This window comes from Chlorobaculum tepidum TLS (assembly GCF_000006985.1).
Lineage (GTDB): Bacteria > Bacteroidota > Chlorobiia > Chlorobiales > Chlorobiaceae > Chlorobaculum > Chlorobaculum tepidum.
Genome location: NC_002932.3, coordinates 1,241,588 through 1,252,496, shown reverse-complemented (window position 1 = coordinate 1,252,496; position 10,909 = coordinate 1,241,588). Strand labels below are relative to the sequence as shown.

Annotated in this window: 9 protein-coding genes and 1 pseudogene; 7 read left to right on the top strand and 3 right to left on the bottom strand. The window is 55.0% G+C overall.

Features of this window, described 5'->3' with window-relative positions; genetic code table 11:
- Positions 1-31: 31 nt before the first annotated feature.
- A complete protein-coding gene (gene moaCB, locus AYT24_RS06025) occupies positions 32-970 on the bottom strand; it encodes a bifunctional molybdenum cofactor biosynthesis protein MoaC/MoaB (protein WP_010932998.1) in 939 nt (312 codons plus the stop codon).
- 298 nt (positions 971-1,268) lie between these two features.
- On the opposite strand from moaCB, the gene AYT24_RS06020 reads away from it, so the two are divergent.
- Positions 1,269-1,763, top strand: a complete 495-nt coding sequence (locus AYT24_RS06020; protein ID WP_010932996.1) for a ferritin-like domain-containing protein — start codon at positions 1,269-1,271, stop codon at positions 1,761-1,763.
- A 38-nt stretch (positions 1,764-1,801) separates the two neighbouring features.
- Complete coding sequence (locus tag AYT24_RS06015) at positions 1,802-2,302, top strand: rubrerythrin family protein (protein ID WP_010932995.1); 501 nt, start codon at positions 1,802-1,804, stop codon at positions 2,300-2,302.
- A gap of 239 nt (positions 2,303-2,541) precedes the next feature.
- On the opposite strand, the gene AYT24_RS06010 is transcribed toward AYT24_RS06015, so the two are convergent.
- Positions 2,542-2,907 (bottom strand): Fur family transcriptional regulator, encoded by a 366-nt coding sequence (locus AYT24_RS06010; RefSeq protein ID WP_226986775.1) that lies wholly within the window; start codon positions 2,905-2,907, stop codon positions 2,542-2,544.
- A gap of 296 nt (positions 2,908-3,203) precedes the next feature.
- On the opposite strand from AYT24_RS06010, the gene AYT24_RS06005 reads away from it, so the two are divergent.
- The 5 genes and pseudogenes from AYT24_RS06005 to AYT24_RS10510 all read left to right on the top strand — a co-directional run bounded on the left by AYT24_RS06005 (position 3,204) and on the right by AYT24_RS10510 (position 9,294).
- Positions 3,204-4,472 carry a YihY family inner membrane protein gene (locus tag AYT24_RS06005; protein ID WP_010932994.1) on the top strand — a complete coding sequence of 423 codons (1,269 nt, stop codon included), beginning with the start codon at positions 3,204-3,206 and terminating at the stop codon, positions 4,470-4,472.
- Positions 4,469-6,331, top strand: a complete 1,863-nt coding sequence (gene dnaX / locus AYT24_RS06000; RefSeq protein ID WP_010932993.1) for a DNA polymerase III subunit gamma/tau — start codon at positions 4,469-4,471, stop codon at positions 6,329-6,331. The genes AYT24_RS06005 and dnaX overlap by 4 nt, the downstream gene beginning before the upstream one ends.
- Positions 6,332-6,475: 144 nt before the next feature.
- On the top strand, positions 6,476-8,287 hold the full coding sequence (aspS, locus tag AYT24_RS05995; protein ID WP_010932992.1) for an aspartate--tRNA ligase: 1,812 nt from the start codon (positions 6,476-6,478) through the stop codon (positions 8,285-8,287).
- A gap of 391 nt (positions 8,288-8,678) precedes the next feature.
- Positions 8,679-8,945, top strand: a pseudogene (locus AYT24_RS10685) (hypothetical protein); the annotation flags it as partial.
- Between the two features lie 55 nt (positions 8,946-9,000).
- Positions 9,001-9,294, top strand: coding sequence for a hypothetical protein (locus AYT24_RS10510; protein WP_226986900.1), 294 nt, complete (start codon positions 9,001-9,003; stop codon positions 9,292-9,294).
- Here AYT24_RS10510 and AYT24_RS05985 read toward each other — a convergent pair.
- On the bottom strand, positions 9,272-10,678 hold the full coding sequence (locus AYT24_RS05985) for a B12-binding domain-containing radical SAM protein (RefSeq protein ID WP_010932989.1): 1,407 nt from the start codon (positions 10,676-10,678) through the stop codon (positions 9,272-9,274). The genes AYT24_RS10510 and AYT24_RS05985 overlap by 23 nt on opposite strands.
- Positions 10,679-10,909: the final 231 nt, after the last annotated feature.

Sequence of the window (10,909 nt, the reverse complement as noted above, 5' to 3'; positions counted from 1 at the left end):
TTACTTTCGTGAGCTTCGTGAACGACGGTCATCATGCGTGGCCATCCCCTTTGAGCATCGGGAATGCGTGGAAGATGGCGGGAACGAGCACTTCGAGTGCGTCTTTGGCCGCGCTCGTACTACCCGGCAGGCAGACGACCACCGTGTTGCCGATTACGCCGGCGGCGAGGCGCGAAAGCATCGCAGTTCGCGTTTTCGTTTGCCCCCACCGAAGCAGCTCCTGCTCCACGCCGGGCAGTCGTCGGGTGAACTTCGGGGCAAGCGTGTCGATGGCGAGGTCGCGCGGGCCGAGGCCGGTGCCGCCGGAGGTAACGATGAACTCGATGCCCTCGCCGATCCAGGCCTCGACCGTCGCGGCGATCTCGACCGGTTCGTCGGGAGTGATGGTTAGTGCCTCGACCGCGCATCCAGCTTTTTGAAGACCTTCGCGCAAAATCGCACCGGAATGGTCGGTCGCCGTGCCTGCTGCGATGGAGTCCGACATGACGAGAATAGCCGTGCGCGGGTGATACTCTGCTGCCGACGACTTGCCGCCGGTTTTGTGGTCGAGTCGGATGGCGGAAATCTCCATCGTCTTGTCCACCGCCTTGCACATGTCGTAAATGGTCAGCGCCGCTACAGAGACGGCGGCGAGTGCCTCCATCTCGACGCCGGTCGATTCGCGCGTGATGACGGTTGCTGCAATACCGATCGAGTCGTCGCCGATCTCGAATTCGATGTCGATCCACGAAAGGTTAAGCTGGTGACAGAGAGGGATGAGTGTCGAGGTCTGTTTGGCCGCCTGGATGCCAGCGATCTTGGCTGCGGCGAGTACGTTGCCCTTCGGGAGTTCCTTTCGGCGGAGCAGCGCGATGGTTTCCGGCAGCATAACGATGCGTCCCGAAGCGCAAGCTTTACGCCGTGTTGGCGGTTTGCCGGAAACGTCCGCCATGCGAACCATGCCGTTTTCATCGAGGTGGGTGAATTCCATGATTAGCAAGATTTCGTTCGACCGGAAAACCATACCAGTTGTGCGTTCAGGCTCCGGGATTGACAATGCAGCGTCGAGGCCGGTCCTCTATTCTGTTCTTTTTGCCCCAAATATAAAAACAATCTTTAAGCGTTTTGCGATTTTCTGCGGCTTCGGCGTTTTTGTGGTTTCCGGGCAAATGCGTGGAACTCATTCAAAAAAAACGGAGTATTATGAGTAGTCACAATTCCTGTCGCTTCGAGGCGTGGGGAGAGGGATACTAACCGAAGCAATACTTTCAATCAAAATCAATATCGCTATGGGAACCAAAGGACGTGAAATCGTAGGCGATTCCATCGATCGCGTACTTGAACTGCTGAACAAGGCCTTTGCCGACGAGTGGCTTGCCTACTACCAGTACTGGATCGGCGCCAAGATCGTGGAGGGGCCAATGAAGGACGCCGTGATTGCCGAGCTGGTGCAGCACGCCGCGGACGAACTGCGTCATGCCGACATGGTGAGTATGCGCATTATTCAGCTTGGCGGCACGCCGCTCACCAGCCCGAAGCAGTGGTTCGAGTGGACCAACTGCGGCTACGAGGCGCCCGACGACAAGTTCGTTAAGATGATCCTCGAACAGAACATCTCCGGCGAGCAGTGTGCCATCACTACCTACAACAGCATCATCCAGGAGATCGGCATGAAAGATCCGGTCACCTACAACCTCGCCGTGCAGATTCTTCAGGACGAGGTGACCCACGAAGAGGATCTTCAGGCGCTCCTCGAAGACCTCGGAGTCTTCCTGCGGAAATGATTTTCAATTCACCATTCATAACTCATAATTATTCACTTATGCCGACGACACACGAAAATCTGAAGAACGCCTTTGCCGGTGAAAGCCAGGCCTTCATGAAATACACCACCTTTGCCGAGAAGGCTGAAAAAGAGGGCTTCAAGAACGTGGCCAAGCTGTTCAGAACCACCGCGCAGGCCGAGCGCATCCACGCGCAGGGCCACCTTGCCGCGGACGACGCTATCGGCTCGACCGCTGAAAACCTCGAAACGGCCATCGGTGGCGAGACCTACGAGCACAACGAAATGTATCCGCCGATGTTCGAGCAGGCCGTGGCCGAAGGTCACAAGGCCAAGCGCATGTTCGGTTTCGCCGTGGAAGCCGAGAAGGTTCACGCCGCGCTCTATCGCAAGGCGCTCGAAGCGGTCAAGGCTGGACAGGACCTGGCTGAAACTGAAATCTGGCTCTGCCCGGTTTGCGGTCACATCGAGCTTGGCGCTCCGCCGGAGCACTGCCCGATCTGTAACGTCAAGGCGTCAGCCTACATCCAGATCGCCTGATCGTTCGACTCACATCGAAAAATGTCAATGCTCTCCGTCGTGAAGCCGGGGGGCATTTTTTGTCCGGATCGGAATCATAAACGGATGTTGTAGAAAAAATAAATCGATTTCAATTATGATTTTGAGGAAAAAGCTTTATAAACGAAGAGCCTGAACGGAGGTGGGGAGATGCGCTTACGATGCCGCTTTTTTTCCCGCGCAGTTTGAGCAGATTCCGCTGATAACCATGCGCTTGCCGGTTACGGTAACGTGTTTTCCGATATGGGGGGGGGGAGTGGTACATCGTCAAGAGTCGCGTCGCAGAAATCGGTGATCTGGCCGCATCTGATACCGTGGAGATGATGGTGATTGTTGGCCTGGGAATCGAATCTCCTGGTGGAGAGCGAACAGGATTCGGCCATGTCGATTACGCCGATCTCGGAAAAGGGAAGCAGCGTCCTGTTCACCGTGTCAAAGGAAATCGTTGGCCAGGTATCGGTAATCTTCCGGTACACCCAGTCCGTCGAAGGGTGATCAGCGCAGTCCATGAGCAGTTTGTAGATGGCATGGCGCTGTGGCGTCACTTTCAGGCCGGCTTTCCGGCAGCGTTCGATGAACCGGTTCATGCGTTTTTCCTTTATACCCGATTGCTCCATTGGCTTTTTTTCGTCACGGCACGGTGACAATAACTTCCGAATGCAAGAGGTCTGCCTGTTGATATAGTCAGATATTAACAATTATTGATTTCTGCGAAAAATTTATAAAAAATACATGGGAAAACAAGTGTAACGGGATTGTGCAATGGGCTGTTTTTGTTTTGTATGCCGCGTTCTCTACCTTGCTCTAACGGCCCCTCAGCTATTATCCGTCAAGGCGCTGGATGGTAGCATTGCTTGAAACCGGACGCGATTCTATGGTGGCAATGAAAGAAAACAGCAAAGAGGAACGCGGTCGCCTGCACGGTATGGTGTGGTCGTCATCCGCTTTTTTTTCGTTCATGTGGAGGCACTTCGTTCACGACCGTGTCCTCATGAGCGCTGGTTCACTTGCGTTTCAGACTCTGCTTTCGCTTGTACCACTCATGGCGGTGACGCTGTCGATCCTGAAGGTTTTTCCGGTTTTCGCTTCGCTCAAACAGTACATTGGCGACTTTCTGTTCCAGAATTTCGCTCCCGCCCAGGGATCGATCCTGAAAGGCTATCTCTGGGAGTTCATCGATAAAACCTCTTCGCTTTCCACCGTCGGAGGTCTTTTTCTCATCGTCATCGTTCTGTTTCTGATTTCGACCATCGATCAGACGCTCAACGATATTTGGGAGGTGCAAACCCCGCGCCGGAGGTTGCAGGGTTTCACGCTTTACTGGACGGTGCTGACGCTCGGTCCAGTTTTCATTGGCACCAGCGTCCTGGCCAGCTCGTACGTGTGGTATTCGGTGTTTGCAGAGGGGGCGCTGCTTGAAATGAAAGCGCGAGTGCTCTCGTATGTGCCGGTGTTAAACTCCGTCATTGCCTTTTTTCTGCTGTACATGCTGGTTCCAAACCGCAAGGTTCGCTTCACTCATGCACTTGCCGGTGGCGTGCTTGCTGCTGTGCTTTTCGAGCTTGCCAAAAGATGGTTCACCTTTTACGTTTCGAGTTTCGCCACCTTTGAGCATATTTACGGCGCGCTTTCGGTCGTTCCGATGCTCTTTTTCTGGATATACCTCGAATGGGTGGTGGTGCTGACTGGCGCGGAGTTTGTCTTTTCACTCGGCTACTTCAGGCCTGCGGTGTGCCCCGCACGGGAGTTCGATCCCTTGCAGGGAGTGCCAGAGGTGGTCGCCGTCTTGCGTTCAGTGTGGCGCGCACAGCTATCCGGGAGTTTTATGACCGGTAAAAAACTTCTGGCATCGGAAAATAGTGGCGACCGTAGTAAATTGGGCCATGTCGTCGATTTTCTGAAGCAGAACGGGATTCTGCACAAGACCGCCGATGGTGGACTTGCCATCAGTGCAGATCTTCACGCCGTTACCTTGTACGACCTCTACACCAAGCTTCCGAGGGAGCTTTTCAATGGAGACGGGTGCGTGGATGAAGGACCGGCGAGTCGCGAATTCGAGCCGCTCCGGGCAGAGGTCCGCGAAGCGCTCAGGAGCGCGATGCAGACGCCGCTGATTACGCTGGTGAACGATTCAACGGAAAAGGATTCATGAGTTATCAGGTTATAGCGCGAAAGTACAGGCCTTCACGGTTTGCCGACATTACCGCGCAGGAGCATATTACCGGCACGATCCAGAACTCACTACGGATGGGACGAGTCGGCCACGGTTACATCTTTTCGGGACTTCGGGGCGTGGGCAAGACCACGGCGGCTCGTGTGTTTGCCAAGGCGGTCAACTGCCAGCGCATGATCGACGATCCGCAGTATCTCAAGGAGGTGACCGAGCCGTGTGGCGTGTGCGAGAGCTGCCGCGATTTCGATGCCGGGGCGAGCCTGAACATCTCCGAGTTTGACGCCGCCTCAAACAACAGTGTTGACGATATCCGTCTGCTTCGCGAGAACGTGCGTTACGGCCCGCAGAAAGGACGCTATCGAGTCTACATCATCGATGAGGTGCACATGCTCTCGACGGCGGCATTCAACGCGTTTCTCAAGACGCTAGAAGAGCCGCCGCCGCACGCGATCTTTATCTTTGCAACCACCGAGCTTCACAAAATTCCGGCCACCATCGCCTCGCGCTGCCAGCGCTTCAACTTCAAGCGCATTCCGCTTGATCGCATTCAGGGCCAGCTCCGGCAGATCTGCGACGCCGAGGGTATCACCGCTGATGCTGACGCGCTCCAGCTCATTGCGCGCAAGGCGCAGGGTTCGATGCGTGATGCCCAGAGCATTCTTGACCAGGTGATCGCCTTTGCTATCGACAGTGAGGGGGAGCGCGCCATCCGCTACGACAAGGTCTCTGAGCTGTTGAGCTACATCGACGACGAACACTTTTTCATGGTGACCGATGCCATCGCCAACGCCGATGCCGCTGCGATGCTCGAAGTGGCGGGCATGGTCAACCGAAACGGTTACGACGAGCAGGATTTTCTGGAAAAGCTGATCGAGCATTTCCGGAACTTTCTCATCATCCACAATTTACGGTCGAGCAAGCTGATCGAGCGTCCGGAACCGGTGAAAGAACGCTACCAGCGAGACGCGCTGCGGCTGACGCCAGCGGCGATCATGGCGATGACCGACTTTCTCATGCAGACCCAGCGTGAGCTGAAGTTCTATGCCGAGCATCAGTTCCGCTTTGAGCTGGCGCTGCTCAAGCTGATTGAACTGGGTAGGGGAGTCTGGCCATCACCAACCGCTTCGGCGGACGAAAAAAAAAAGCTTGAGCCTGTAGCTCCACCGTCCGCGCCCGCATCTGCTGCACCGTTCAAGCCGGAACGGTCCACCCGGCGCTCGAAAACGGCATCTTCCCCGGAATCTGGTACGGCCCCGTCCGGCTTGCCTCCGGTGCCGGAGCCGCCTCCTCTTCCGACGAAGGGGAGTGCCTCTTCGCGTCCAGCCGAATCGAAACTGGCGGCTTCCATCGACCTCGGCTCCTGGAAACAGGCCTTCTCCAAATTTGGCAGCAACGCTGACCAGCATCTACCGGCAAGAAACCGGTTGCGCGTTGAGGAGAACGTTGCCGGGACGGACAGTGGCGCGCCGGTCGCGGTGCTCGAACAGTTGCGCATGGAGTGGGGGCGCTTCCTCGAACACCTCTCGGCCAAAGGATTGCAGGTGCTGGTATCGCATCTTCACTCATCCGAGCTGATGTCGTGCAGCCCTTCGGGCGTAGTGGAGCTCGGGTGCTGCCGGAAGTTTTCGTTCGAAGAGCTTCAGCACGACTCAGCCCTACTCGAAACCGAGATGGCCGATTTTTACAGGCTGCCATTGAAACTCGCCATACGCTACGACGCCGAGCGCGACGCCTGCACCCGTGAGAAGAGCATCTTCACCATGTTCAAAGAGCTGTCGGAAACGAACGAGGTCGTGCGTTATCTGATCAGCGAGTTCGGCGGTGAGCTGGTTTACTGAGCGTAAAGGGTTTTAGAATTCGCGCAAAATTCCTGATATTCAGGGTCGTTTTTATAGAATTCTTGTTCCGGCAGTGATCGGGATTATGACATTTTTTCACTACGAGTCCCCAGGGGCTTTCAAAACGGGTTATACACGATTTATATGAGTAAAGAGCCAACAACGGCGGATGGTTTGCAGAACAGATTCAGAACGCACTATTGTGGCCGGTTGAACCGCAAGTCGGAAGGCGAGTTGGTCAGGATCGCTGGATGGGTGCATCGCATCCGCGACCACGGCGGCCTGATCTTCATCGATCTTCGCGACCATACCGGCATCTGCCAGCTCGTGGTGCTGCCTGAAAACGAAAGCCAGTTCAAGCTTGCTGAAACGCTGCACTCCGAATCGGTGATCTCCGCCGAGGGCAAGGTGGTGCTTCGTTCCGACGAAACCGTTAACCCGAGGCTCGCATCGGGCGCTATCGAGGTGGTCGTCAGCTCAATCCAGATCGAAAGCAACGCTGATCCGCTGCCCTTCCCGGTGGCCGACGACATGCCGACCTCTGAGGAGCTGCGTCTGAAATACCGCTTTCTCGACCTGCGCCGCGAAAAGCTGCACGAAAACATCATCTTTCGCAGCAAGCTCACCGCCGCCGTCCGGAAATATCTTACCGATCTCGATTTCATCGAAATCCAGACGCCGATTCTCACCTCAAGTTCGCCCGAGGGCGCGCGCGACTTCCTCGTGCCGAGCCGCCTGCATCCCGGCAAGTTTTACGCGCTGCCGCAGGCTCCACAGCAGTTCAAGCAGCTCCTGATGGTGGCCGGATTCCCGCGCTATTTCCAGATCGCGCCTTGCTTCCGTGACGAGGATGCCCGCGCCGACCGCAGCCCCGGCGAGTTCTACCAGATCGATATCGAGATGTCTTTCATCGAGCAGGACGACCTGTTTGTCATTCTTGAGGGTATGTTCAAGCACCTGGTCGAGAACATGTCGCATAAGCGCATTACGCAGTTCCCCTTCCCGCGCATCAGCTACAAGGATGTGATGAACCGCTACGGTTCAGACAAGCCTGACCTGCGCATTCCGCTGGAGATTCAGGACGTGACCGAACTGTTCGTCAACTCCGGCTTCAAGGTGTTCGCCTCGAACACGGCGGAAGGCTCGTGCGTCAAGGCGATGGTGCTCAAAGGCATGGGCAATGAGTCGCGCCTCTTCTACGACAAGGCCGAGAAACGCGCCCGCGAGCTTGGTTCGGCGGGTCTGGCCTACATCCAGTTCAAGGAGGAGGGGCCGAAAGGGCCGGTGGTGAAGTTCCTCTCCGAAGCAGAGATGAATGCGCTCAAGGAGCGACTCGGTATCGTGACTGGTGACGTAGTATTTTTCGGCGCGGGCAAGTGGGAGAAGACCTGCAAGATCATGGGCGGCATGAGGAATTACTTCGCCGACCTCTTCCCGCTCGACAAGGACGAGCTGTCATTCTGCTGGATCGTCGATTTCCCGATGTTCGAGTACAATGAGGAAGATAAAAAGATCGACTTCTCGCACAACCCCTTCTCGATGCCGCAGGGCGAGATGGAGGCTCTCGAATCGAAATTCCCGCTCGACATTCTGGCCTACCAGTACGACATCGTCTGCAACGGCATCGAACTTTCGAGCGGTGCAATCAGGAACCATCGCCCTGACATCATGTACAAGGCCTTCGAAATCGCTGGCTACTCGAAAGAGGAGGTTGATGCCCGTTTTGGCCACATGATCGAAGCCTTCAAGCACGGTGCGCCGCCGCACGGAGGCATCGCTCCCGGCCTCGATCGTCTCGTCATGATCCTGCGCGACGAACAGAACATTCGCGAAGTCATCGCTTTCCCGATGAACCAGTCCGCCCAGGACCTTATGATGGCCGCTCCGTCGGAAGTCACCGCTCAGCAGCTCAAGGAGCTTTGCATCAGGATCGAACTCCCGGAAGAGGAAAAGTGATGGCCAGGGTTAATGGCAGTGTTTGGTTTGAAATGAAAAATCCCGCAAGACGCAAGGTTTTGCGGGATTTTTTTTGCGGGAAAACTATAACCGTCTGGTAATGGTCGCGCCCATGTCTTACTGTTGTCATGATCGCCGCAAGTTTTGGTATGGATGGTACGGCATGCTTTTAAGGAGCGTTGGCGAGATGTAGAATAGAAGTGATATCGGGCTCTTTTGAACGTCCTGATAAAAATCATACAGCGGAACTAAAATCTGGAAGATCATCGTTAGGGTGTTGTATTATTACTCACCATAAGCAATTAAATCAAGTAAGGCTGTACTGTATTCCCTTCTTTTCCAACACTCTGCTTTTTGTGTGCACGAAAGAAAAGCTGCAATTGGAGACATTATGAAAAAACATCTACTGCTGGCGACGCTGGCTTCCGGATTACTGTTTTTCAGCCCTTCAGGTCAAGCTCTTGCTGACGTTGACTTGCACGTCAATGTAGGAGGCCCCGGCTTTGTGGTCGATTACAATCCGGAATTTTTTTATGTGCCGGATCTCGGTTACTCGATCTCATATGGAGGGCCATACGATATTATCATGTACGGAGGATATTACTATCTGTACCATAACGGGTACTGGTATCGTTCACACCATTATCGCCATGGGCCTTGGGTGATTGTTGACTATCGCAGGCTTCCCTACAGAATCAGAAGGTATCGCTGGGATGACATCCGAAGGTACAGGGAGGTCTATTACAGGCGAATTCATCCAGATCGCTTCAGAGAGCATCGCGATCGGGACTGGAGAGATCGTTGGGATGATCGCCGTGATCGCAGAGATGACCGCTGGGATCGCCATGACGACCGTCATGATGACCGCAGAGATGGGGAGAGGAGATTCTAAACGCTCGAAAAAAGAGACGCCGGTTATGTTCTCGATGACCGGCATCTGTTCTGTTTCTGCCTATTCTTTGAGCGATCAGCTTTTTCAGCGACTCAGAGGTACATCTCCGGCGTGAGTTTTCGGGTGAAGCGGTTCATGAGGAAGTTGACGAACCAGACCCAGTTCAGCGGTTTGCCCTGCATTCGCTTCATGATGGCGCTGCCTTTGTACACCTCGCGCTGGAGCTTGATGAAGTTTTCGAGCAGCTTTTCGCCGCCGAGCTTCTTCGGCTCGAACATGTAGTGGTAGGTGTCATACTTGTCCCAGTCGAAATGGCGCACCCGATCCTTCATCTCCTCGAAATAGGGGGTGCCGGGGAAGGGCGTCAACAGCGAGAAGACCGGGAACTCGATGCGGTTCTGCATGATGAAGTCGTAGGTAGCCTGGAAGCTCTTTTCGCTGTCGTCGTCGAAGCCGAAAATGAAGTAGCCCTGGATGGCGATTTTGTGCTTGTGCAGGTTGCTGACGACAGCCTCGTAGTTCTGGAGGCGGTTTGACCCCTTGTTCATGCTCTTGAGAATGTCGGGGTTGAGCGATTCGAAGCCGATGCTCATGAGTTCGCAGCCCGAACGTCCGGCGAGTTCGGCAACTTCCGGCTTTTGCAGGAAGTTCATCGAGATGTTGGCGTTCCAGCGTACACCGAGCTTGGCCATGCCTTCGAGCAGCTCCATGAAGTATTTTGGCCTGAAACTGATGTTGTCGTCCATGAAGGAGAAGCGCACCTTCTTTTTGCCAAGCCGCTCCTGATGGGCGCGCATTTCGTCAAGCACCAGGTCGATTTCGCGGTAGCGGAAGCTCTTGCCATAGACCGTCGGCGTGGTGCAGAAGCTGCATCCCACCGGACACCCCTTGGTGGCCAGAATCGGAATGAGCTGGCTGTATTTTTTCGCGTGCGGTGAGTTGAGGGCGAAGCTGAAGTCGGGCGGCGTCATGGTGGTCATCGGCTTCAGGTTGCTGGCCTTGTATACGCTCTTCATTTTGCCCCGGAAAATGTCGATGGCAAGCTCCTCCCAGACCGACTCGATTTCACCGTAAATCACGCTGGTGCAGTGCAATGAGGCTTCGTCGGTCAGCATGGTTGGGTGCACACCGCCGATCAGCACGATTTTGCCCTGCGCTTTCGCGCGGTCGCCGATACGGTAGGCGTTCTTGGCATTGAGCGTGCGCGAGGTGATGGCCACAACATCGTAGCCGGAGAAGTCTTGGGGAATGGTGTCGCCAGTTCTCTCGTCGAGGAAGGTGACGTCAAAATACTTGCTGGCCAGCGTGGCGACCATGATCAGGTTCAGCGGCATACTTACCGCGCCGGAATCGACCATCATGCTGGTCTGGCTTTTGGGCTGGACCAGCAGCCATTTTTTTCTGCTCTTCTGTTCTGCCGCGAGCTTTTCGAGGGATGGTGCTACGCCATTTGTGAGGGACACGGATGATTCGGCTGTCTGAAGATCGTCTGTCAGCATGCCTTTCGAGGATAAGTGGTAAGGACTACAGGATGAACTTATAAAGTATGAAAATTTCCCTAAAAACCTTGTAAAGGCCTTTAAAAACAGGGGGAGATTCAGGAGTTAAATCCCGGCGGCGCGAGTATCGTCACCGGATTCGTGAGCGAAAGTGTATCGCGTGAATTGCCGTATCCCCGGTGATTGTCGAGATAACGAGCGGGTACGGATGCGGGCGGAAAGAGATTGGGC

What these genes read in the sequence shown, in the direction of transcription:
- AYT24_RS06010 (WP_226986775.1), bottom strand. Translation starts at nt 2,907, where the DNA reads ATGAACCGGTTCATCGAACGCTGCCGGAAAGCCGGCCTGAAAGTGACG.
- AYT24_RS06015 (WP_010932995.1), top strand. Translation starts at nt 1,802, where the DNA reads ATGCCGACGACACACGAAAATCTGAAGAACGCCTTTGCCGGTGAAAGC.
- AYT24_RS10510 (WP_226986900.1), top strand. Translation starts at nt 9,001, where the DNA reads ATGACATCCGAAGGTACAGGGAGGTCTATTACAGGCGAATTCATCCAG.
- AYT24_RS06020 (WP_010932996.1), top strand. Translation starts at nt 1,269, where the DNA reads ATGGGAACCAAAGGACGTGAAATCGTAGGCGATTCCATCGATCGCGTA.
- dnaX (WP_010932993.1), top strand. Translation starts at nt 4,469, where the DNA reads ATGAGTTATCAGGTTATAGCGCGAAAGTACAGGCCTTCACGGTTTGCC.
- aspS (WP_010932992.1), top strand. Translation starts at nt 6,476, where the DNA reads ATGAGTAAAGAGCCAACAACGGCGGATGGTTTGCAGAACAGATTCAGA.
- AYT24_RS05985 (WP_010932989.1), bottom strand. Translation starts at nt 10,678, where the DNA reads ATGCTGACAGACGATCTTCAGACAGCCGAATCATCCGTGTCCCTCACA.
- AYT24_RS06005 (WP_010932994.1), top strand. Translation starts at nt 3,204, where the DNA reads ATGAAAGAAAACAGCAAAGAGGAACGCGGTCGCCTGCACGGTATGGTG.
- moaCB (WP_010932998.1), bottom strand. Translation starts at nt 970, where the DNA reads ATGGAATTCACCCACCTCGATGAAAACGGCATGGTTCGCATGGCGGAC.